The organism is Parabacteroides sp. AM17-47 (genome assembly GCF_003434625.1).
Lineage (GTDB): Bacteria > Bacteroidota > Bacteroidia > Bacteroidales > Tannerellaceae > Parabacteroides > Parabacteroides distasonis.
In genome coordinates this window covers 43911-69420 of the sequence record NZ_QTLI01000006.1, presented here as the reverse complement: position 1 = coordinate 69420, position 25510 = coordinate 43911, and the positions used below count along the sequence as shown (strand labels likewise).

Here is a 25510-nt window from a genome sequence, read left to right as displayed (position 1 = left end):
CAAACACGAAAAGATATGGAAAAGAAAACGATTATAGACCTTTTTGAGAGTTCAGCCAAGCGATTCCCGAGTAATCCTTTTTTATGGGAGAAGACGGGCAAGCGATTCGAGCCAACCACTTACGCCGAGGTTCGCGACCTCGTCTATGAGGAAGGCGCCGGCCTCATATCGCTGGGTGTGCGAAAGGGGGATAATATGGCTTTACTGAGCGAAGGGCGCAACGCGTGGATCATCGGCGAGCTGGCCATGTTCTACGCCGGGGCGACGAACGTGCCCCTATCGATCAAGCTGGAGGAGGCGAACGACCTCCTGTTCCGTCTCGTCCACGCCGACGTGAAATATATCATGGTATCGGGCCAGCAACTCAAGAAAATCCGGGCGATCAAGGATCAGCTCCCCGCCGTACGGAAGATCATCGTACTCGATGAGCAAGCGGAATACCAAGACCGTGAGATGTCGCTGTCCGAGATACGCCGGATGGGGAAGGTCTATCTGGGTATTCATCCGATAGAGGAGTTCTTGGCGATCGGGCAATCGCTGGGCAACGATGATTACGCCACCATCACCTATACCTCCGGCACGACCGCCGATCCGAAAGGCGTGATCCTCACCCACCGTAACTATACGGCGAACGTGGAGCAAGCGCTCACTTGCGTGGATATAGACGATACGTGGCGTACGTTGGTGATACTCCCGCTGGACCATTGCTTCGCCCACGTGGTAGGATTCTACATCTTCATGTCGAAGGGAGCCTCGGTAGCTACCGTGCAGGTAGGGCGTACCGGTATGGAGACCTTGAAGAATATCCCTATCAATATAAAGGAGTTCAAGCCGTACCTGATACTGAGCGTCCCTGCCTTGGCGAAGAACTTCAAGAAGAATATCGAGCAAGGTATCCGAGCGCGAGGCAAGAACGCCGTCCGCCTTTTCAACCTAGCCTTACGGATCGGTTATATCTATAACGGGGATAGCGACGAGGAGGAAGGAAAAGGTTTCCGCGTCCTCTTGAAGCCACTGGTCCGTTTGTTCGACAAGCTATTGTTCGCGAAAGTCCGTGAGAACTTCGGGGGCGAGCTGAAGTTCTTTATCGGAGGGGGCGCCTTGCTGGATAAGGACTTGCAGAAGTTCTATTACGCCTTGGGAATCCCGATGTACCAAGGATACGGGCTGAGCGAGGCGACACCGATCATCTCGACCAACGGCCCCCGCCGCCATACCTTCGGTAGTAGCGGCGTATTGGTGCGGCCCCTCGACCTAAAGATCTGCGACATGGACGGCAACGTACTTCCTCCGGGAGAGAAAGGCGAGATCGTCATCCGGGGAGAGAACGTGATGGCCGGCTACTGGAAGAACCCGGCATCGACGGCCGATACCGTAAAGGAGGGTTGGCTGTACACCGGGGATATGGGATATATGCGTGACGGGCTTCTTTATGTGTTGGGGCGTTTCAAGAGCCTGCTGATCGGAAGCGACGGGGAGAAATACAGTCCGGAGGGTATAGAGGAGGCCTTGGTAGAGCATTCCTCTTGCATCGACCAGCTGATCCTATACAATAACCAGAGTCCGTACACGACCGCCCTGTTGGTCCCTAACAAAGAACGGTTGAGGAAGCATCTGGCCCACCAGAATCTGGACCTTACGAGCGATCAAGGCCGAGAAGAGGCCATCCGTATCATCCAGCGCCAGATCGACCGTTTCCGCAAGGGAGGCGACCTGTCCACTCTATTCCCGGATCGTTGGTTGCCGACCACCTTCGCCATCCTCCCCGAGCCTTTCACCGAGCAAAACGGCATGGTAAACAGCACCATGAAGATCGTCCGGGGCAAGGTAGAGAAAGCCTACGCCGCCCGTATCGCCCAGCTCTATACCCCCGAGGGGAAGAACCCGCAGAACAAGTGGAACAAGGAGGCGTTGTAGAGACGCGGCGTGCTCGCCTACTCCATGCGTCCCCGAGAAGGCTCCCTAAGCACGAAGCAGTATTACAACCCGGAATATTATCCGTTCTTGGTTCCTACGTTAGATGACAATGGCAAGCAGATCGGGGATCTGGTACAGCCCGAGGGCGGCACACGTATCATCGTGATCAAGAAGAAATGATTTATCGGCGAGGCCCGGCCACCAAGGTTGGGCCTCGCATTTTCTAAAGATTCCACCGCGCACCTGCCGCGAGGTGCCGCATTTCCCCAAGATTCGACCGCGCACCCGATGTACCCCCCGTATTTTTCCAAGATTCGACCGTGCACCCGCCGCAAGGTCTCGCATTTCCCCAAGATTCCGTTTCGCGCCCGATGTAAGCCCCGTATTTTCCCAAGATTCGACTTTTCACCTGCCGCGAGGTCGAATCCGCGAAAAATACGGTAGTTTCCAGAGCTATATCCACCGATTTGTCTTACCTTTAGCCAGTATTAAACCTGATCATGGATCTAAATCAACAAGAAAATGGAAAAGATTACAAAAGTAAAAGACATTAACATCACGAAATTGAACAACGCCGAGTACCGAACCTTCATGGCCCGCTACGGGAACCTGCTCGCGGGTGGCGGAGGCGACTCGGAATCTCCCGACGAGATCAGCTTCGACCCGAACGACCCGCTGGGCATCCCCCAAGAACTTCGTACGGCCTTCGCCACCGATTTCGCCCTGTTGACCGACGCCGTGAACCAATCCTCGGCCAGCGAGGAGACCGCGCAGATGTCCGCCCTCGACAAGGAGAGGGATGATCTCTTGATCTTCATTACTTCCACTATTACCCAAATGACGAAAAGCCCGCTGGCGGCGCAACGCACGGCGGCCGAGAAGCTATACCTTCCCGTAAAGCCCTACATCGGAGCCGCGCGCCTCGCCAACTTGCAGGAGACGGCCGCCATCGAGGGCTTGCTGGTAGACCTCGACAAGGCCGGGATGCCCGAGGCGCTGGCGGCGATCAACCTCACCGAAGTAGTAGCAGCGCTGAAAGAGAAGAACAAGCAATACGCCACGCTCACCGAGCAACGCGCCAACGCCAAGGCGGACGACCCCGTAGAGAGCGCCAAGAAAATCCGCCTACGCATGGACGAGGAATACGACGAGATGTCCACCTACGCCTTCGCGCAAAGCGTGGTGAAGCCCACTCAAGAGACCGCCGCCTTCATCAACCGCCTCAACGCGCTGGTCGACGAGACGAACGCCCTCTACAACCAACGCATAGCGCAGGCGAGGGCCGCAGCCGCCAAGAAACAAGAAGGCGACAAGCCCGCTACCGACAGCGACTCGCCATCAGAGATATAAAATAATGAAGATCTTTTTCGTTAAATAATGAAGCTCGCGTTTTCTACCGCCGGGTTTCCCATCGAGCGGTGGGAAACCCGGTGATTAATGATTATTAATAGCCTCTCCCCCCTCCCTCCCACGAAAAAAACATACCTTTGCCAACAGTATTATCCGTGAAGGAATAACGAGACATTTACATGATAAGATCTATTCGCTATATCACTTTGCTAGTCCTGTTACAATTCGTGACCGGCATTTCCGTCCTATACGCCCAGAGCATAACTTCCGCATCCGGAATCGTGAGAGACTCCGTAAGCGGGGAACCCCTATCCTACGTATCCGTCATGTTCGAGAACTCGACGATCGGGGCGATGACCGACGATGACGGGGCTTTCAGCCTCCAGAATGACAAAGGGCTTACCCGGCTGGTCGTATCCTCGCTTGGATATGACAATAAGGTCGTAAACCTAAAGGCGGGGCAAAAGAACAACGCCCTCAACGTGCTCCTCCGGCCTACCTCGTTCGAGATTGCCGAGGTAGTCGTCAAGCCTAAACGTGAGAAATATTCCCGCAAGGACAACCCCGCCGTGGAACTGATCAAGAAAGTCATAGAGCATAAGAACGACAACCGCATCGAGGCGAAGGACGAGTACCAAAGCGAGGTGTACGAGAAGCTCAGCATGTCGCTGGACGACTTCAACCCCAATCTCGAGAAGAATAAGTTCCTGAAGAAATTCAAGTTCATCAAGAACTATCTGGATACCTCGGAGTTCAACGGGAAACCGATCCTGACGATCTCCGTCCGTGAGACGATCTCCGACCAATACTACCGCAAACATCCCAAGGCGGAGAAGACGATCACCAAGGCCAAGCGCCAGCAGGGTATCGACAAGACCTTGGACGATGGAGGCGCCATCACCGCCAACCTTGAGGAGATATTCAAGGGCGTCAATATCTTCGACAACAATATCAATATCTTGTTGAACCGTTTCGTGAGCCCGCTGTCTTCCACGCTGGCCGTCTCCTATTACAAATATTATATCATGGATACGGTGGACGTTGCCGGAGATAAATGTGTGGATCTCGCCTTCGTGCCCGTAAACAGCCAGAGTTACGGCTTCACGGGCCGCTTGTACATCACGCTGGACGGTAATTACGCCGTCAAGAAATTCCTCTTGAACACCCCGGCGAACATCAACCTCAACTGGGTGGACAAGCTCCGGATCGAGCAAGAGTTCAAGCGGATGCCGGATAGCACTTGGGTGCTCGCCAACGAGAATACCTACGTTAATTTCTATATCGTAAAAGGGGCGCAACAGCTCTATGCCCACCAGCTAAGGAATTTCGATAAGTATCAGTTCGACGTGCAGAACGCCGACTCGATCTTCGGCCTTCTCGGTCCGATCCATGAGTTGCCCGAAGCCACCGCCCAGACCGACACCTTCTGGATACACAACCGCCATGTCCCCTTGAAAGAGAAAGAGAGCGCCTTGGACGACTTGCTGGCGCAACTTCGCAAGGTACCGGCTTTCAACGTGATCATCAAGACCGCCGAGATATTGATCACCGGTTATATCCCGACCACGGCGGACAAGGATAAGAGCAAGTTCGATTTCGGACCGATGAATACCACGTTCAGCGCCAACCATCTGGAGGGCTTCCGCATGCGTGTGGGAGGTATGACGACGGCAAACCTCAACCCGCACTGGTTCGGTAGCGGTTATCTGGCCTATGGCGTAAACGACCGTAAGCTAAAGTATAACGCCAAGCTGACGTATAGCGTGAACAAGAAGAAATATCACGAGGGAGAAAGCCCGGTGAACAATATCTCTGCGATCCAAGAGTACGACGTATATACGCCTGGTCAGGACTTCCTCTTCACCAGCAAGGATAATATGTTCGTGGCATGGAAGGTGGGCGAGCCCGTCACCATGATGCAATACATCCGCAAGACCATGCTCCAGTACCAGAAGGAATGGCTGAATGGCCTGACCCTTACCACTTGGGCGCGGAACGAGAACAACGAGGCGGCCGGAACGCTCCGCTACGACCGTTACGACGCCGACGGGACATTGACGAACCTAAAGAGTTTCACCAACACGGAGCTAGGGACCCAGCTTCGTTTCGCCCCGGGCGAGCGTGCCTATAACGGACGAGAGGGTAAGAACTCGCTTTTCAACCTCTCGAAAGACGCTCCCGTATTCAAGCTATCCCATCAGATGGGATTGAAGAACGTGTTGGGGAGCGACTTCAACTACAACCATACGGAGATCAGCGCCGAGAAACGGATCTGGCTCTCTTCCTTCGGACATATCGACGCCTTGGTGACGGCGGGCAAGGTATGGGACAAGGTTCCTTTCCCCTTGCTCATCATGCCGAATACCAACCAGTCCATCACGATCCAGCCGCAAGCCTTCAACATGATGCGTGCGCTGGAGTTCGTAAGCGACCAGTATGTTTCGTTCTACTTCACGTATTATATGAAGGGATGGATCTTAAACCGTATTCCCGGCGTGAAGTGGCTACGTTTGCGTGAGGTGATATCGTTCAGCGGTTTCTACGGAGGACTGACCGATAAGAATAACCCGGCCTTGGACCCGACGGGACTATACCGCTTCCCCGAGGGAACCTCGCCGATGGGCCGTACGCCTTACCTTGAGGCCAGCGTAGGTCTGGAGAACATCTTCAAGATATTACGGATCGATTATTACCGCCGGTTGACGTATCTGGACCAACCGAATATCAAGAAGGGGGGCGTGCGTATAGCGCTGCGGTTCTCCTTCTAAGAGTTGACAGTTGAGAATTGACAGTTGACAGTTAAATGTAGGAGAGATAAGAAAATGGGGGAGTTGGAACGCAGACCGAACGCATGGGCGTTGACGCCGCTGGTGGTATTCTTATTGACTTATTTGGTGGTGTCTATCGTGGCGGGGGATTTCTATAAGATGCCGATAACGGTAGCCTTCGTCATCTCCTCGATCGTAGCGATAGCGATCTCCAAGGGAGGCAAATTAAGCAACCGTATCGAGCAGTTCTGCCGGGGGGCGGCCAACAGCAATATCATGCTGATGGTATTGATCTTCATCCTCGCCGGGGCCTTCGCCCAGACTGCCAAGGCGATGGGTGCCGTAGACGCTACCGTGAATCTGGCGATGTCCATCCTGCCCGGTAACCTGTTGGCGGCCGGAATCTTCCTAGCCGCTTGCTTCATATCCATCTCGGTAGGTACGTCGGTGGGCACGATCGTGGCCTTGGCCCCGGTAGCCGTCGGTATAGCGGACAAGACGGGGATGCCGGACGCCCTTATGCTGGGTGTCGTGGTAAGCGGCGCCATGTTCGGCGATAACCTGTCGTTCATATCCGATACGACCATCGTAGCTACCCGCACGCAGGGTTGCCAGATGTCCGATAAGTTCAAGGTGAATATCCGTATCGCCCTCCCGATAGCGATCCTGACCGGATTGATATACGTGCTGGTGGGAAGCGGCGTGGAGAACGCTTACGCTCCGGCCCCGATCGAATGGGTCAAGGTGATCCCTTATCTGGTGGTATTGGTAACCGCCGTTTGCGGGATCAATGTCATGCTGGTGCTATTCATCGGGATCGTCCTGTCCGGTATAGTAGGTCTGTGGACCGGTAGCTTTGATATCTGGGGCTGGAACGCCTCCATGGGATTAGGTATCACCAATATGGGCGAGCTGATTATCGTGACGCTTCTGGCAGGAGGCATGTTGGAGATGATCCGTTATAACGGGGGTATCGACTGGATCATCCGCAAGCTTACCTCCCGCATCCATTCCTCCAAGGGGGCCGAGATGAGCATAGCGGCCTTGGTGAGCTTCGCCAACCTCTGCACGGCCAACAATACGATCGCCCTCATCATGGCCGGCCCGATCGCCAAAGATATAGCGGACCGGTTCAAGATAGATCCCCGCCGCAGCGCCAGCCTATTGGATATCTTCTCTTGCTTCGTACAGGGAATCATCCCCTACGGCGCCCAGATGTTGATGGCCGCCGGACTCGGGCATGTCTCCCCTATCGAGATCATGCAATATCTTTACTACCCGTATCTATTGGGAGCAGGCGCCTTATTGGCGATCTTATTCAATTATCCGAGGAAATATACACTCGTATAGACTGCCCGTCCTTACGAAAAAACACAATAGTATTCAAAGCAAAAAGACTATTGTGTCCGGGATTGAATACTATTGTGTTCGCTGATGAATACTACTGTGTTCAGGTGGGAACACGGTAGTGTTTGGGAGCGAAGGGAATACCGCTGTCGGATTAGCCGAACAAATCCAGCGTAAGCTGTTTCTTCGCGGCTTCCAGTTTACGAAGATGCCGCTTGCCTTGAGGGGTGACGATCTCCATCTTATCGAAACGGGTACGTATCACCGTAGTCACGGTATAGCTCACGTTGACCACCTCTCCTAGCTCCGACAGACGGCGAGCGATCTCCAAGACGCAATCGATGCACATACCGCTCGTGAACGAGATCTTGTCCTCGAACATCTGTTTCTTGAAATCCTCATCTTGCATATAGAAATCGATCGTCTCGCCTCCCTTGTTGTAGATACCTTTCCACCGATACTTACTATCTTTCAGTACCGGCGAGATGATCTCTATCGTGGCCTTATTATCCTTGACCGTAGGCAGATCGTCGCTACGCAAGATAAAATAATCGAACTGGTCCCGTTTCACCTCCAGCGAACCGGAACGGTTACGATCCTTCTCGTTCAACTCACGTACCGAGATTTTCGTCACCTTCGGATACCCTTTCAAAGCCTCGTAGAAATTAGACTTGCACTTGCAGAAACGGGGCGAGGCGTTCAACAGGTCGATCAAGCGGTGTGAAGGCGTAACCCCCGGAGTCTTCAGCCGTAGTTCACGGCGTAACTTGAACAGCTCACGCTGCATCTCCTCCTCGTCCGCCGGCGTACGATCCATCAGCGGCTGTCCACCCACCGACAAGGAAGGACGGGTCAATATCTGCATCACCAAGTTCAACACGATAGAGATAGAGCGGCTACTCTCCCCAGCCACGCCCAGCTTCTCACGGAAACCACCCTCCTTATCGTAAGGCTCGTTGTAAACCGTCAGCTTCACGTCCAGCATATCCGCCAAGGAACGTATCAGCGTAAGAATCTCCTTCTCACACCGGTGCTTGGTCATGGCATCCATATAATTGGATTTATTATTAAAGGAATAACGTATCTCCAGCTTATTCGCGAATTTTAGAATAGAGTCACTCATTTGTTTCTAGTTTTTCGGTTCTTCTTTCGGTTTACGATCAAAAAACGGGTTCTTCGACGAGGCGCTGACCGGTATCGCCATCACGCATTTACAGTCTCCCAACAGCCCCAGTCGTTGGGCCGCCAAGCCGGCGCTGAACATGACACGAGTATCCACACGCAGGTCCGCCGCCGTAGCGCAAGCCGAGCCGATAGCGATACCCAGATCGACGGAATTAATAGCGCACGGAACCAAGTCCGGCTTCTCCACGCAGGTATCGAAACCGCAATGGGCGCAGTTCAAGCCTTGTACTTTCTGGGAGGTACCGATAATCACCACGGCGTCGGCACTCTTTATATTCTCGGCGTCACGGAGCAGGAACTTGAATCCGGTCTCGGCCGCTATCCGGATCATCTCATCGGACAAGCGCAAAATATCCCCATCCGTCACCATCGCTATCTCTATGATATCAATACCCTTGCCTTTAGGAGCCGTGCGAGCGGCTGTCATCATACGGCGTGCGGCCTGTAACACAAGCTCATGCCTGATTTCTCTTTCGTTCTGTATCATATCCTTCTAAATTCAGTGAAACAAAATTAAGCAAAATATACGAAACCAAGGCAAACATATGAGGATAGAATTCATAATTCAAGATTAGTCATTCGGTCCGTGGCCTTAAAGGGATAAGCCGGGTATTCATAAATACTGAAGCGAGGCTCCGTCTCTCCCTCGCAATAATTCCAGATCGTACGGTACTCATTGACATCCTCGCCCATCTCCTTCAATTGCCTAAGGTAAGCGGCCACGGATTTATTCTCCACGATATAAACCTCACCCATTTGATCGATAATCGGGCTATGCCGACGGCTCCCGTCGTGATCGAACTTAAGAATCCGCTTTCCCTCGGAAGTCAGGCCTATGGTATGGAAAGTCATGCTCTTACCAATAGCGGGCAAGTTCAATACATTACGATCCGTACCTGCGAACAACAACCCGTTTTCCTTCAGGAAACGAACCAAACGCTTGCCTAAAGGACGTTGGTTACGGATCATATCATACAACTCCGCCTGTTTCTCCTTCGGCACCTGCCCGAAGATCTTCTCCTCACGAGCCTCTTGCAACGAGCGGCTATTCGGGGTGTAAACCGCATAATTCTCCCGGAATCCTTTCACGGAGAACGTATAATAGCAAACCACCCCAAGGGCGTTTAAGGTCTGCCGTAATTTCGCCGTATGTCCCTTACGGGAAGCCGAAACCGTATATACCAACTGATTCGTGATCGTCCAGCCCGCCGCCAAGATCGCCTCGATAGCGTGCCTCGCCTCCGGTGTCACCTCTAGTGGAGACTGGAAATGCGTTTGTATATAGAACTGGCTCACGCCGATAGCGGAAGCCTTCTCCTTGAACTCCCTCAATATACCGACCAACTCATCGGTCACACGCAGCGGAAGATAAGCCAGCAACCGGGAACCTAGCCGTACCCGTTGCAGCTCGGCGTACTTCTCGCCCTCCGGACGGCTCTCGTTCGCCTTCCGTTTCCGCACCGCCATCTTATATACCGCCTCCAATATCTTACGCAAGGTAGCGTTCTGGCTCATCAAGGCATCCCCGCCCGTTATCAGGATATCCCGTAGCTGGGCGTCTTCCTCGAAATAACGCATCAGACGACGTAACTTCCGGTCCCAACTCTCCTTAGGCTTCAGGACCTCGAAATCGAAATTCAACCGCTCGCTCTGGAAATCATACATGCGCTGGCAAGAAGCGCACAATCCACCGCAGGCACGCCCCATCGAATCGGGGATCAAGATCGCCACCTCCGGATACCTCCGGTGTATATTATGTCCCTCCGGCAATAGCCAACCCGCCGCATTCGGCTCATCGGCAACGACCATGTCTTCCTTTTCCCACGCCTTAATGCTTCCATACGTATCTACCAGCTCGTTCGAGTACATGATGTACGATCGCACCGTAGCGTCGTCATACCCCTCATGTTCTATATTTAATAGGGAAAGATAATAAGGAGTCACAAAAAAGGGCATCCCCTTCTTTTTGGCACGGGCCAATAAGCTCATCGTCTCGTCCGACAGGGAATATCCCAAAAAGAAGTTCAATTCCGTAGGACTCTTGATCGCCATCGACAAATGGAAACGAGCGGTATTCCACCATTCACGTACCCGGGCCTCTTTCTCCTCATAGGAGATGCCCTCGGCGAACTGAAAACGTGACGAAGGGCTATGGCGTCTTTCTATCTTCTTGATCAAGCAAGAGATGATACGCTCCTTGTTCCTCTCACGGATAGCGATTACCTCCGGGTCAAGCCCGGTCGGCCAACGGCTCATCTGCCTTTTCACCAATGCCCGGTCCGGTAGGATCTCAACCGGATATTCCAATAAATCAAACTGATGGTATAGGTCAATGAATAAATCAGGAGAGACCTCATTTTCCAAATGGCCGATCAGGAACTGCCAAAGATAAGTGACCGTCCGCACCGGAAGACGCTCGCCCGTAGACAGCTCGTCCACGAAAGTATCATCATGCTCAATCAAAAGAAGGATACGTCTCGCCACCGCCATTCCTACGTTTTCTTGGGTACTTTCCTTTTCCGTGAGCCGGGATAAAATAAGAGAACGCAAAGCATCCTTAAAATACTTTGCGTTCTCACTTTCTTCCGCTAAGGTCACCAACCAAGGGAAGCTCTGATTATATACTTTTTTTAGTTTAGAAATGTCGGATACAAGATGTTCTTTTTTTATCATAAGCATGTCATTTTTGTAGATTAGAATACATTTGTAAAGCGCCCTCTTGACGATTTTCTACAAAAATAACAAAAAATACGGCAAAATGCCGTTTATACAAATCTAAAACATCTTAATAAATCCTTACCATACGATCGACGGACAATACTGCGATATCGTATTTTTCAATACCTTTAGATTGATCGGCTTCGTGATAAAACCGGAAGCCCCGGCTTCTTTAGCGGCTTCCATATCAGAGTCGAATACATAAGCCGACTGCATGATTACGGGGATATCTTTCGATAGCTTACGGATTTCTTTCAAAGACTCGATACCCGTCATCTCAGGCATCTTTATATCCATCAAGATCAAGTCCACCTCGTTTTCCTTAAAGAGAGCCAAAGCTTCCAAACCAGTTTTAGCACGGATCAAATTACAATATTTATGTAAAATGGTCTTCAGAAGTAAATAATTACTTTCCTCATCCTCCGCGATTAGCAACGTGGGCTTTCCTCCACTCAAATCATTTTTCACATCCATATATATAACGTTTTATTCTTTTAATCAAAATCAAATAAACTCTGATGAAGCAAAGATAAAACAAATATTAGAAAGTAGACATAAAATTCAAGGAGATATGAGTATTCGGGGAAGTTCTTTTTCCACCCATGCTAGAAAGTTACGTCTATACCTCCCATAAATATCGCCTTCGGCATCGGGAATCCTTCGTTGATGGAATAACGGGTAGCCGTTAAATTCTCTCCTTTGACAAATAGATTCAAGCCTTTATCACGTGTACCGAAACGGTAGGCTGCCTTCGCATTCAAGGTTGTAAAATCTTCCTTCTCTGTACAACCTTCATTGGTATATAGATCAAAGATAGATTGTACATTTACATTTAAAGTAAAACGTCCCGGTTTATAAACAGCCCCTACATAAAATTTTTGACCGGGGGCACCAGGAATAGGCTTACTCATATGCAGATAACTGTAATTTAAGTTCATACTTAAATTCTCACAAATTTGATAACGAGTTTCAAACTCAATACCTTTATTTGTAAAGGTACCCGTATTTAGATTCTTGAAAGGAGGCCTATTATCCCCATTTACGCTCACCGAATAAATTATATCTTTCCCATCAATAAAAAATGCGGTTAACTCAGCATATAAATCACCACCCAAAAAAGATTGTCCGACAGCCACCTCATAATTCAACATACTCTCCGGTTTCAAATCTGGATTTGCAGCTCCCCACATATACATTTCACGAATATTGGGGCTACGAAAACCTTTAGAAACAGAAGCCCGAATCATATTTCCCTCAAAAGGACGAACAGTCACTCCCCCTTGAGGGACCCATTCTCCACCATAAGTACTGCTGTGCTCATAACGAACGCCGGCATTCAAACTTAACATATCAAACAAATCCTGTTGCATAATGACATATCCAGCCGTTTCATTCACAGTTTTGTCAACCAATTCTTTTTCAGAGCCATCGTTATTATCATTCCAAGCATGTCCACCCCAGTTTTTATAATCAATACCTACGGTAAAGTTATTCCCTTTAAACAAACGAAAAGACTCATATAATAAGACACCGACGTTGTGGTCATCAGATCGGAATAAATAAGTCAATGGTTTCTCTCCCGGATCGTAGCCATCATTAATCTTATGATTTCCCCAATTATAAAACAAACGTAAAGCCCCGCTCATTTTCCCATAATTATTTACCAAAGCCATAGATGCCGTACCACGCAGGATATCCATCTTATTATCTAATACAGGAGCCGAGGTCTTCCCTGGATTTTGAAATTTAGATTTAGCTAAGCTAACATCTCCTGTTATCTTATAATGTTCATTGAATGTATATCCCAAATTAGCAAAACCATTAGTAATATTAAAATCCGAATTCGGACGATGTCCGTCAGTACGATCATGGTTAATTGAGACAAAACTACTGAACTTCCCAACGTTAAAACCATTATTCACCATATATTTTTGTGTGTTATAGGAACCATACATCACACGGGCCTGCGTACGCCTTCCTTCTTGTTTATGATGACGAGTGATAATATTAACAACTCCTCCCATAGCGTTTGAGCCATATAATAAAGAACCCGGTCCACGGATAACTTCTACCCGCTCAACATCCGAAGCAACATATGTATCAGGTAATGCATGTCCGAACACACCTGCCCATTGCGGTTGTCCATCAAACAACATCAAAACCTTATTTCCACTCCCTACGCCACGAATATTTACGGTTCCAGCCGCTCCTTCCGAAACACCAAATCCTGTGATTCCTTTTTGTGTCACAAATAATCCCGGCACATACTCCGATAATACAGGAAGCAACGCCGATTCACTGCTAGCCTCAATCTCCTCCCGTTCGATGACCGAGATAGATAACGGCACACTGTTCCGGTTCACATGGATCTTGTTGGCGGAAACCACCACCCCTTTCAAATTGATCAGACTGTCAATCTCTGCCGGATCTATCGCAAATGCCATGGAGCCTATCAACAGTCCGAAAACCAGTAAAAGTTCTTTTCTCATATACTACTACATCTATAATATTTATCATTTTAAACATCCCTTAGTAGCACGTCTACTAAAAAACGTGTTACCAAACCCGCAAAAAAAAGCATTAATCCGCCCGGCTCATCACCAACTTACCATGCTTAATGCCTTTGATTGTCGTCAACTTATCCGACAATTCCGTCAAGCGGTGGGCCGTTCCCATCACCGTCACTATATGCAAGCAAAAATTCTGATTGATATAATACTGGGAAGACGACAAGATCACATCCTTATAATTTTGTTGGATACCCGTGATTTTCAAGGAGATCTCTTTCTTGACTTGGTCATACATGATCACGATCGTCCCGGCTACGATATGGTTGCATTGCCATTTACGTTCGGCTACATTCTTCTCTATCAGAAAACGAATCGCTTGCGAACGATTGGCGAAGCCATTCTCATTCACATATTGATCCAATGATTCCAACAGATTGTCTTCCAAAGAGACACCAAAACGTTTTAAAGACATAAACCCTTTTTTTATAATTTTCGATGTCAAAGGTAGTATTTTTTCAAGAATCTCGGTATTCTATCGGCAGGAAGAGGAAAAATTAGTCGTTAATCACGAAAATTCACTCCGGTATCCCACCATAAACGAGTACCTCCGGCATCCGGACCTCCCAGATACTCACACAAGGCGGAATACTGAGCCGGGTTACCAGAAATAATGCTAACCGGGAAATTCAAGCGACGAATCATCGTTCGCGTATCGATCTTTCCATTGCTTTTATTCACCAAAACCGGGAACAAACGGGGATAACCGGTACGTCTCTGCTCCGCCCAAGCCTCACAGCCCTCGGGGTAACAAGCGATCCATTTTTGGGTAATGATCTTCTCCAGCTTGGTCTCCCTAGAGGCTTCTTCATCCCATGCCGGAGACACCAAGCAAAGCGCCTTCGCCGAATAGTCGGGAGTAAACGTATCCACGAAATCGGCGGCTACATGATCACTTTGTAAATAAGCGTTCGCCTCTCCTACCCTCCATTGATTGAACGATGATCGTACGCCTTGCTCATAGCAAGTCCCGGCATCCTCCCCGGACCAGCCCCGCAAGGCTGCCTCCGCACGTAAGAACCAAACTTCCGCAGGCGTCATTAAGATAGCGTCCGTTTTCTGGGTAATCGTGCTTCTCGAATGCTCACTATAGCGGGAATGATTAAATCCTGTCCCTTGCCGGATTCCCCGGTACTCCCCGGAATATCCCTGTCCGGTAGCAGGCTCAAAATAACGGGATAATCGAGGGTCTTTATATCCTTTAAGGATCGATTCCATATTAGCGTTCATAAAAACCTCTCCCCACGCCTTATTGATCTCCCCCAGCGGATTCGAGTAGCCGGTTCCGGCGGTAGAAACCGCGACGACCTCATAAGCCTCCTCCAGCAAACCGGCTGGATGTGTCAGCGACTTATGCGCCTCATCCCTTGCCTTATCAGGGTCGGCCATAGCGATACGAATCGCCAAGCGCAAACGTAATGAGTTGGCGAAACGCATCCATTCCCCAAACGTCCTGTAATTCTCCGGCATAATCATATCGAAACGAGAAAAGGTTTCCTCTCCATCATATTCAGACAGCAGGTGAATAGCCTCCCCCAAATCTTGGAAAAAAGCATAATAAGCGTCTTTCTGGGAATCCGGCATTACCCCGGCATCCGACTCCCCAAACTTTGTATACACGATCGGGCCATAATAATCCGAGATCCGATGCATGATCTCAACTTTCAGTATTTTAGCGATCGCATAGAAAGCCGGATATTTATCACGGGAATGATCTTCCGTCTGCTTTATCTCCGTCATGATATATCCATACGTATTATCCCACATCGTACCATTCCAGCCATCCTGCAAATTATAGACCGTATTCCCCAATCCTGCGTTGAAAGGTTTAAAATCATGCATATAACCGGAAAACATATCCGCATTCAGATTTTGCATCGTCTGGAAATGCCAGTTCTTGCCACTCCCCCAATCATAATTAAAATAAATCCCCATCTGGACTACTTTTAGCCAGACACCGAACGTATTATAATCATACGTTTTCTGCTCATCGGTAAAACCCGTATTATCGGTATTATACTCCTCGAATTTACCCGTACAGGAAAAAAGGAGTAATACGGCCAACAGACCTGCCATCTTATTCAGAAATCTCGTCTTCATACGCTTAGAATGAAAGTTTCACATTAAAGCCGACACTTCTCGTAGTCGGTATCCCGAATATATCGATCCCTTGATTGCTATTGCTCGCCGAAAGCACGGCATCCGGATCAAATGGAGCCTTTTTATAAATAAAGAATAGATTCCGGGCGACAAAAGACAGTTCCGCCTTTTTAACAAATTGTTTCCTTCCCAACAATCTCTTCGGTAGCGTATATCCTAAAGATAACTCCCGCAAACGGATATTGGTAGCATCGTACATATAATATTCAGTCACACCGTTTCGTCCTCCCACCTGCTCATAAAATCCTTTTATGTTATAAATATGATGTCCTTCCAAATCCACATACCCCATCGTACGGGCCTCTCCGGAAACTTTACTCACTCCCGTTTGGTCAAGCACAGCCTGAGTCTGGGCCAGCACATCTCCCCCAAAATGCCCGTCAATCAAGAAATAGAACGAGAAATCCTTATACGTGAAACTATTTCCCCAACCCAATAAGAACGCCGGATTGCAATTCCCCACCTTAGCCGTATTCCCGCTGCCGATCTCTTGGGGCAAGCCGTCCCGACCATACACGATCGCACCATATTTATCCCGCTCAAAAGCTTTCCCATAGATATCACCAAACGAGCCACCTTCCACCAAACGCATCGTATAGCTAGAGGAGAATCCTTCATCTCCTTGAATAAAGCTAGCCAAATCATCATGTAGTTTCTTTACTTCATTTTTATTCCGGGAAAAGTTGAGTGTCGTATTCCATTTAAACTGATTCGTTAAGATAGGAACCGCACCGAACGTCAATTCCACTCCCATATTCTGTATATTTCCCGCATTCACAAAATAATACTTGTATGCGGCTCCAGCGGAAGAAGGTAAAGAGAAGAGTTGATTTTTCGTATTGGTCTTATAGAACGTAAAATCCACGTCCATACGATAATCAAAGAATTTCCATTCGGTACCTATTTCAAAAGAACTGCTCATCTCCGGCTTTAAGGTACCGAACGGAGCCGTATCATTCGGCTGGGGAATCCCGCCCGCAGCGATATGGCCTACCGTATTGCTAACGAATAAGGGTATATCATTACCCACCTTACTCCAAGAAGCCCGTACTTTCCCAAAAGATATCAAGGAAGGCATCGAGAAGGATTTAGGGATAATCCAAGAAAGACCGACTAAAGGATAGAAAAAACCTCTTGATTTACGTTCCGTAAACGCAAGGGTAGATGACCAGTCATTACGTGCGGTCACATCTAAGTAAAGGCTTTCCTTATATCCCAACTGCGCCATAGCAAAAAAGGATTGCATTTGCCGGCGTGCGTCATCCGACTCCTCGATGTAGGCACTGGACGACATGTTAATATTAGCGATCGTAAAGACATTCGGATAATACAAGGAAGCCGTTTTCGAATCCAGCCTCAACGCACTGGTGCGTGTGTCCGTTATGCTCGTACCGATAGCGGCGTTCAAGGAGAAATCATCCCAGCTCTTATTCAATTTAGCCATCAAATCCCCATAGAGCAACGTAGTCTGGTAGGTGTAATAAATGTAACGCCCGTTCTCACCGGCGATACCCGGAGAGGTAGAAGCGTATATTTCCTGCTGATACTTATCATTCACATAATCGATATTTCCACGGCCCTGTAATGTAAGCCAATCTGTCACCTTGAAACTAGCGGAAGCCAACGCCAACACACGGGCACGCTTGTCCTCGTTTTCCGTACGGTTGACCAACCAATAAGGATTTTGCTCAAAATCAGTAATCGTAGTATACCAGTTCTGGACGTTCATATTCCGTTTCTCGTTATATACCTCAAAGTTCTCCTTATAAGGCGCCATATCCATCCCTCTAGGAAACGTGTATAAACCTTGTAACGGGTTCATATAAAATCCCCCGGCCGTAGGTTTTCCTTTGATTGTTTGGAGTATCAAGTTTACCTGCCCCTCCAAGATCAAACGATCATCAAAGAAAGAAGAACTTTCACGGAGATTAAAATTATGCTTGCTTAAATTATTCTTAGGAACGATGCCCCGTGCGGTCGTATTGGCATACGAAAAATAATTTTGCACATGGCTATTCCCTGCCGTAAATATCAATGAGTTAATAGCGGTAATACCCGTCCGGAAGAAATCGCCGACAGGGTCATAGACCGGAAGAGAAGCCCGGTCTCCCCAACAAGTTTCCGCCCCTTCCATCCGTCCGAACTCATTCTGAAACTTGGGGAGACTGATCGCTTGATCAACAGTCAGCGACGAGGAGAAATGAATATTCCGTACCCCGGCCTTACCTTTTTTCGTTTTGATCAAGATCACACCGTTCGCCGCTTGTCCCCCATACAACGCAGAGGCCGAAGCCCCTTTCAAGACACTCAAACTCTCTATATCATCTGGATTTAGATTAGAGATACCATCGCCCGCATCCCGGTTACCGGCATCGGCCGTACCACCGATCGTTGTCAAGGCTTGCTCACTGCTAATGCTCAAGATCGGGACACCGTCTATCACATACAAAGGCTGGTTATTTCCGGATGCGGAACGACTACCTCGAATAATCACCCGGGACGAGCTACCCAGACCGGCGGAAGTCCGGTTAATCTGGAGTCCAGCCATCTTTCCGGAAAGCGTACTCATAAAATTAAAATCCTTGGCCCTTACCAATTCCCCACCTGTGATTAACTGGGTGGCATAAGGCAAGGAAGATTCTTTCTTCTCGATACCAAGAGCCGTAACAACTACCTCGTCCAAAATCTGGGCGTCATCATCCAACTGCACATTCAATGACAATTGCCCCTCATACTCAATTTCCCGTGAACGATAACCGATATAAGAAAAAACCAAAGTAGCCTCCTCGGGAAGCTCCAATACAAAGCTGCCATCCATATCCGTAATCGTACCGTTTCTCGTTCCTTTTTCCACCACATTCACGCAGGCAATAGGCTCTCCTTTGTGATCGGTCACGATGCCTTTTACCTTACCATCCAGCTTTTGTTGCATTTGGATTATCGCCTCTTTCTTATTCAAGATGATCTGGTCATTCATGACCGTATAGACGATCTCCGTGTTCTTAAATAATAAATTTAAAATCTCGAAAACCGTACGTCCGGATAAAGATTTACGCACTTTCTCAGATAAATTGATCACCTGAGCGTCATAAATAAAAGAATAATTGGTTTGACTCTCAATCTCATCCAGAGCGCCCGCCAAGCTAACCGGAGCGGAGATACGAATATAGGATTCCGAACGTTCCTGTTGGGCGCCCAGCGGGAATATACATAATAATAGTAGAATGAAGATATAAATATATAATCTCATAATTTACACACGCACAATTTATCATGGGTAAATGTAAGAATTATTATCTAATACTATTCAATTATAACAAAAAATTCTCGCTTGGAGTACTGTTCTTCACAGATAAGTATCTCCAAACGAGAATAACCATCAGCTTCTGTTAAAGCTCAATATAATCAATCTGTCTGTTTATTTATTTTGAAGATGTGCAATAGTTGGAATTCTTATCCCACCAAATCGGGGTCGAAACCACATCACCTTTCCCACCTAACATGGATTTGCCTTTCTCATATTCAGCAGCATTTACCAATTGCTCTTTCATCGGGTATTTCATACGTTTGATGAAATTTTGAGGATTCAAGATATTTGTATCACTATTATTATATACAGCTTGATCTCGATAAACAGCCACATCCAAACGAGGCAAGTTCAAACGACGCTTGTCATTCCAAGCTTCCTGCGCCAAATCTGGAAGTCCGGCGATATATTTCTGCGTGATGATCTTCTCTAAAGCCGTATTGCCTGCGCCTTGTTGATCGTCATATTTCGCGCTGGTACCAGCCTCATTCTTTTCCGTGGAAGCCAAATACTCCTCAACATCACCCGATACACCCCAAGTCTCGAAGGAAGCACGTACCCCTGCCTCATAAGCAGCTTTAGCATCACCGGCGACCAAATTACGGGCGAACAACTCAGCTTTCAAGAAATCAACTTCCTCAGAAAGGAACATATCATAAGGACGAGATTTATACGGAGCGCCATCTTTAATAATAAAGCCCATCTCTGCACATTGCTTAGACTGATAAATACCAGTATTCGCCTCCTCTGCTTTCGCACCGTATACCAAACCTTTCCAATCACCATTCTCAATACCCGGCTGGAACATCTTCGGGGCACGAGGGTCTACCTTAGCGGGATGTACATTCGATACGGCAACTCCGGATGTCTGGTTTACCACGCCGGCAGGCCAATCGATATTACCGATATTAGTCACTAATTTCTCAAATGACTTAGACATACAGATCGGACCGCTCCAAGTAATCTGGAACATCGTATAGTTATAGTCCTGTCCCCAAGAACCATCCGCTTTTGGAGGCATATAAGCATTATCAGCCTTGCTTGAGATCAAACCACAAGGAGATGTCAAAGCGGCATTTGCCTCAGCGACACATTTCTCTCGATCCACCTCAGATAGACGAACAGCGAAACGAAGACGCAAGGAGTTTCCAAATTTTTTCCAAAGAGAAACGTCATTCTTATAGACCAAGTCGATACCTGCATCCGAGAATATAGGCTCAGCGCTATCGCTAAAGCTATTCAACGCCTCATCCAATTCCGTGAAATATTCATAATAGATATCCTTCACTGATTTATAAGGAGGATTATCTTCTACGGTAGCATAGGCCGGGAAAGGCATCGGACCAAACTTATCCGCAGCCAGGCTATGGATATACACACGCCAGATACGAGCGAAAGCGATCGTATTAGCGTATAAGTCCTTATCTTTTTCCATCAAACTACGGATCACTATATTGATAGAAGAAATCTGTGTCAGATACGCTTGCCATGTTAAATTGTTCCACTCGTCATTTTGGATATAATTCTTAGTTGCCCAACCACCACCATCGACCAACATTTGAGAGTAAAAATCAATTTGCAAAGGTTTCAAGCGTTGTTCCACATCACCATCGATAATCATCCCACCACGTAGCGTAGAGGCCAATCGAGGTTCGCTCATATTGTAATTTACATCATCCGTCGGCTTATCCGGGTTATCATTTATACCTGTCAGGTCGCAACTGGCCATACTCGCCATCATAAACGAACAAGCTGCTAATATCTTTATATTACTTTTCATAATAATTCCATTTTTAGATTTATGTTTCATTAAAATGCCAGATTAATATTGAAACCTAAGCTTCTCATAGTAGGCATAGAACCGTACTCGATACCTTGGGCGTTACCAGATGTATAAGCAGCCTCCGGGTCGAATCCCTTTGTCTTACTATAAATCATGAACAAGTTACGAGCCACGAAACTCAAGCGAGCGGAAGTAAATGGAGTCTTCGCCAACATCGTTCTCGGGAAATTATAACCCAAACTCAACTCACGTAAACGGATGTTTGTCGCATCGTACATATAAGCCTCTGTCACATTATTGCTAGAAAGACCATTCCAATAAGCTTGAGCCGTAATACTCTTCGTATTGGGAGTACCATCGGCCAATACCCCCGGAACAACCATACCATCACGACCATCCAACGTCATCTCTAAATTACCGGATGAAGCACCCGCACGGATAGATCCCATATACACATCACCGCCATAACGCATATCGAACATGAAGTTCAACACGAAATTCTTATATGACAAGGTATTGCTCCAACCCATCATCCATTTCGGCTGGTTGTTACCCAACAATACCATATCGTCCGTTCTCAAAGGAACACCATCGGCACCGATAATAATGTTGCCGTTATCATCCCGTTGATAAGCGTAACCGTAAATATCTCCATAGGCTCCACCCTCGTGAGCGACGATCTTCAAGAAACTTACTGATGCATCACTAAGGATCTGCTCTTTCGTATCATCTGTCAATGAAATTACCTTGTTGATATTCTTTGACCAGTTCAACTGAGTATCCCATTGGAAACCACTCTCGGAGATATAAGGAGTAGCGTTAAACGCAACCTCTACACCTTTATTCTCAATATTACCGGCGTTGATCATCTTTTTCTTGAACCCTGTAGCGGAAGGAACATCGATCTTTAAGATCTGGTCTTTGGCGTTCTTCTTATAATACGCTACGTCGACACCAACCCTATTCTCAAACGCCTTCAACTCAAGGCCTAACTCCCAAGAGTTGATCGTCTCATTCTTTAAATTTGGATTTGCCATCCAATCCTCGTTGCTGGCATTAAAAATACCCCCTTTAATATCATAACTGATATTATAATAGTCACGCAACATATAAGCGTCCGTATCATTACCTACCTGAGCCCAAGACGCACGGATCTTACCGAAAGAAAGAATACCCGTGTTATGCCCCATCTTATTCAACATTTGGGTGAAAATCCAGCTAACACCTACCGACGGGTAGAAATAAGAGTCATTGTCTTTCGGAAGTGTTGAAGACCAGTCGTTACGAGCGGTTAAGTCCAAATACAAATAGTCGTCCCAAGACAATGATGCCGTAGCATATAGCGAGTTGATTTGTTTACGGTTGCGAGTATACTCACCACCATGTGTCTTACCGTTGGCGATCGCATGGAAATCGGGAATCACAAACTCACCGGATGATTCCTTGTACCATGTAGAATTACGGTACATCATATTACCACCTACCGTACCTACGATACCAAATCGATCCCAGTTGCCTTTAGCAGTCAATAAGAAATCAGAGTTGATCTCGGTGAATTTCTCCATATTGGCAGTCATGCTACCGTTGTTCTCCCAATACGGGTTACCTGTCGCACGAATCGTCTCATACTGGATGGTGTAATTATCCATACCAGAGCGAAGCTTCAAGCTCAACCAATCCGTAAACGTGAAATCCAAGGCCGCAAATCCGATAAAGCGGTCTTTCTTATCCTTGTTCGTATTGCGGTAAGCGGACCAATACGGGTTATTGGCGTTGGCTCCCGTGTCGATCAGATAACCAGCGGGCTTTCCGTCCGCACGTTTCCAATCATTATCTTTATAGGCGTCATAGTCAGAGAAGCCCACACTTCGGGGCATACTTAAATAGTTAAGGAAGATATTATCCGGGTCGCCCGCTAATTTCACACGGTTGTTCGTATGCTGGCTTACATAATTAACCTTCACGTCGGCCGATAACCATTTAGACAGTTTAGCCGTAGAACGCAAGTTGATAGACGTACGATCCATTCCGCTATTCGGAACAACACCCTTATTATCCAAGCGTGTCACGCCGGCACGGAAAGTGATATCCTCGGAACTCTTGCTCAAATCCACGCTGTTTGTCCAAGTGGTACCAGTGCGCAAGAAGTCCTTATATAAATCATTGTCTCTCGCCGCATACTGGTAAGAACCCATCGCCATATCCTTAGAAGAACCGTCCATAGCGGCACCCCAGCTCGTCGCTTTATTATTATCGAAAGCGCCGTCGATACCTTGTCCGTATACATCTTGGAACTTCGGGGTTTGCATCGGGTTCTCAGCCGTGAAATTCGAGTTGATACTTACGCCCCAACCTTTATTCTGGCTACCTTTCTTAGTCGTGATCATCACGACACCGTTACCTGCACGGCTACCATACAACGCTGCGGCTGCCGGGCCTTTCAATACGGACATACTCTCGATATCATCCGGGGAGATATCAGAGATACCGGAACCTTTATCCACGTTACCGTTACCCCAATAGTCATCCGTACCACCGCTAAAGTTATCGATAGGTACACCGTCCACAACGATCAACGGCTGGTTATTACCAGTAATAGAGTTATTACCACGAATCACGATACGAGAGGAACCACCGACACCGGTACCATTTTGCTTGATCTGCAAACCTGCTACCTTACCAGCCAAAGCGTTGGCCACGTTAGCATCACGGGTTTGCGTCAGGGACTCACCTTTCAATTCAGACATAGAATATCCCAAAGCCTTTTTCTCACGCTTGATACCCAAAGCGGTTACCACGACTTCATCCAAGGCTTGCGTATCATCGACCAATTGAACCTCGATAGAAGGTTGTCCGGTAAAGACGATCTCTTGCGTATTAAAACCGATATAGGAAACTTGTAAAGTCGCATTGTTAGGAACATCCAACTCGAAACGGCCATCCATATCCGTGATGGTACCGTTGGTAGTTCCTTTGACAATTACGTTAGCACCGATAATAGCCTCGCCCGTTTTGTCCGTAACGACACCGACTGCTTTTCGTGTCTGTTGTTGAGCGTTTAAGACTGTGACTTCATGCGTGTTCTCTGCGAAAACCATGGCCGGTACCAAACAGAATGCACATACCCCCATGTTAATCATTAACGGAATTTTTCGAAAAAGAGAATAACTATTCCCCCTTAAAGCATTTAAGGTTACAATTTTATTCATATTTTTGTAGTGTTACTATTTATAATAAAGTTATTTGTAGCTGCGCCAACAGCTCTTCTTGACTTTTCGTACGGGAGAATACGCCAATATTCTTCCGTATGTTTTTAATCCTTGTTTATTCTTTCTTCATGGGCAGACGTATTTTAGAAGGTTACACATTATTTCTCATTTTGATATTTCCACGACTGAGGTTCCCGATCCACTGTCCTTAACGGTAGGTTTATGTATCGCATACTGGATTCCCGACGCCAATTTCAGGTATTCCAATACTTGAGGCAATTGCTCGTCCTTGAAACGGGCTGTTATTATGGACTTGAGTATCTCGTTATCTTTTACCTCGAATACTACATGATAATGACGTTCCAGCGTTTTCAATACTTTATCCATCGGATGGTTCCTGAAGATAATCTCCCCGTTCTTCCAAGCCGTGTCATATTCGGTATTCACGCCGAACACCTTGATCTTGCCAGCGCCCTTTTGATACTCGGCTTTCTCGTTTGGCTTCAACATCTGTGTCATTCGCTTTCCTCCGGACACGACGTTCAGCTTTACCGATCCCTCTACCAAGGTGGTCTCTATCATACTCTCGTCTTTGTAAGCGGATACATTGAAAGAAGTTCCCAACACTTCTACCGAGTAATCTTTATCCGCTTTCACAATAAAAGGCTTATGGGCATTCTTCGTCACCTCGAAATATCCTTGTCCGGTTAATTCCACCGTACGGGTATCCGCATTGAAGTCCGAAGGATATCTCAATTCGCTATTGGCATTCAGCCAAACCTTAGAACCGTCAGGTAAATCGAACGCCGAAACCACCCCAGGATTCGTGCGTACGGCTAGCGTACGCACGTTCCCTTGACCCTGCTGTATGAACAAATAAGCGGATAAAAGAAAGACTGGAATGAATAACACGGCCGCAGCCCGTTGAATAACACCTAACACTTGTCTTAAAGCTAATCTTTTCTCTTTCTTATGGATTCTTGATTTAAAACGAGACAACGCCTCGTCCGGGTTCACGGTCCGCATGACTTTTAGGCGACTTGCCACTTGAGTCGTAAAATAGACCTGCTCCAACAGTTTCTCGTTTTCTAGAGAGGCAGCCCGCCAGTTTTTCACCTCCGCAGCTTCCTCCTCGGTCAACATCCCATCGATGTATCGGATCAATATGTCTTCGTTTATTTCCATTTTTTCTTGTTTCT

The 25510-nt window shown here is 47.7% G+C and carries 16 protein-coding genes; 5 read left to right on the top strand and 11 right to left on the bottom strand.

The genetic code is table 11. The features are described 5' to 3' along the window. Positions 1-15 precede the first annotated feature (15 nt). The 5 genes from DW205_RS05885 (at position 16) to DW205_RS05870 (ending at position 7385) form a co-directional block, all read left to right on the top strand. Positions 16-1917, top strand: coding sequence for a long-chain fatty acid--CoA ligase (locus tag DW205_RS05885; protein ID WP_005863062.1), 1902 nt, complete (start codon positions 16-18; stop codon positions 1915-1917). A gap of 9 nt (positions 1918-1926) precedes the next feature. Continuing rightward, positions 1927-2097, top strand: coding sequence for a hypothetical protein (locus DW205_RS22110; protein WP_008772450.1), 171 nt, complete (start codon positions 1927-1929; stop codon positions 2095-2097). 342 nt (positions 2098-2439) lie between these two features. Continuing rightward, positions 2440-3267 (top strand): DUF6261 family protein, encoded by an 828-nt coding sequence (locus DW205_RS05880; protein WP_005863064.1) that lies wholly within the window; start codon positions 2440-2442, stop codon positions 3265-3267. 179 nt (positions 3268-3446) lie between these two features. After that, on the top strand, positions 3447-6035 hold the full coding sequence (locus DW205_RS05875) for a DUF5686 and carboxypeptidase-like regulatory domain-containing protein (RefSeq protein WP_005863066.1): 2589 nt from the start codon (positions 3447-3449) through the stop codon (positions 6033-6035). Between the two features lie 54 nt (positions 6036-6089). Then, the gene (locus DW205_RS05870; RefSeq protein ID WP_005863068.1) at positions 6090-7385 is read left to right on the top strand and encodes a Na+/H+ antiporter NhaC family protein; all 1296 of its coding nucleotides are present in this window, start codon (positions 6090-6092) and stop codon (positions 7383-7385) included. A 151-nt stretch (positions 7386-7536) separates the two neighbouring features. Here DW205_RS05870 and DW205_RS05865 read toward each other — a convergent pair whose 3' ends face one another. The 11 genes from DW205_RS05865 to DW205_RS05815 all read right to left on the bottom strand — a co-directional run bounded on the left by DW205_RS05865 (position 7537) and on the right by DW205_RS05815 (position 25496). Further along, positions 7537-8505, bottom strand: coding sequence for a hypothetical protein (locus tag DW205_RS05865; protein ID WP_005863070.1), 969 nt, complete (start codon positions 8503-8505; stop codon positions 7537-7539). 6 nt (positions 8506-8511) lie between these two features. Further along, positions 8512-9054 carry a ferredoxin domain-containing protein gene (locus DW205_RS05860; RefSeq protein ID WP_005863072.1) on the bottom strand — a complete coding sequence of 181 codons (543 nt, stop codon included), beginning with the start codon at positions 9052-9054 and terminating at the stop codon, positions 8512-8514. Between the two features lie 71 nt (positions 9055-9125). Next, a complete protein-coding gene (locus DW205_RS05855) occupies positions 9126-11240 on the bottom strand; it encodes a KamA family radical SAM protein (RefSeq protein ID WP_005863074.1) in 2115 nt (704 codons plus the stop codon). Positions 11241-11363: 123 nt separating this feature from the next. After that, entirely contained in the window at positions 11364-11759 is a 396-nt protein-coding gene (locus DW205_RS05850) for a response regulator (protein ID WP_005863076.1), read from the bottom strand. A gap of 131 nt (positions 11760-11890) precedes the next feature. Continuing rightward, positions 11891-13774, bottom strand: a complete 1884-nt coding sequence (locus tag DW205_RS05845; protein WP_005863079.1) for a TonB-dependent siderophore receptor — start codon at positions 13772-13774, stop codon at positions 11891-11893. 91 nt (positions 13775-13865) lie between these two features. Beyond that, on the bottom strand, positions 13866-14267 hold the full coding sequence (gene nikR / locus DW205_RS05840; RefSeq protein ID WP_005857797.1) for a nickel-responsive transcriptional regulator NikR: 402 nt from the start codon (positions 14265-14267) through the stop codon (positions 13866-13868). A gap of 89 nt (positions 14268-14356) precedes the next feature. After that, a complete protein-coding gene (locus DW205_RS05835; RefSeq protein WP_005863081.1) occupies positions 14357-15952 on the bottom strand; it encodes a SusD/RagB family nutrient-binding outer membrane lipoprotein in 1596 nt (531 codons plus the stop codon). 4 nt (positions 15953-15956) lie between these two features. After that, a complete protein-coding gene (locus tag DW205_RS05830) occupies positions 15957-19262 on the bottom strand; it encodes a SusC/RagA family TonB-linked outer membrane protein (protein WP_008778422.1) in 3306 nt (1101 codons plus the stop codon). Positions 19263-19434: 172 nt separating this feature from the next. Next, positions 19435-21099 carry a SusD/RagB family nutrient-binding outer membrane lipoprotein gene (locus tag DW205_RS05825; protein WP_005863085.1) on the bottom strand — a complete coding sequence of 555 codons (1665 nt, stop codon included), beginning with the start codon at positions 21097-21099 and terminating at the stop codon, positions 19435-19437. A gap of 29 nt (positions 21100-21128) precedes the next feature. Then, positions 21129-24311 carry a TonB-dependent receptor gene (locus tag DW205_RS05820; protein ID WP_005863087.1) on the bottom strand — a complete coding sequence of 1061 codons (3183 nt, stop codon included), beginning with the start codon at positions 24309-24311 and terminating at the stop codon, positions 21129-21131. Between the two features lie 165 nt (positions 24312-24476). Next, positions 24477-25496, bottom strand: coding sequence for a FecR family protein (locus DW205_RS05815; protein ID WP_005863089.1), 1020 nt, complete (start codon positions 25494-25496; stop codon positions 24477-24479). Between the last annotated feature and the right edge of the window lie 14 nt (positions 25497-25510).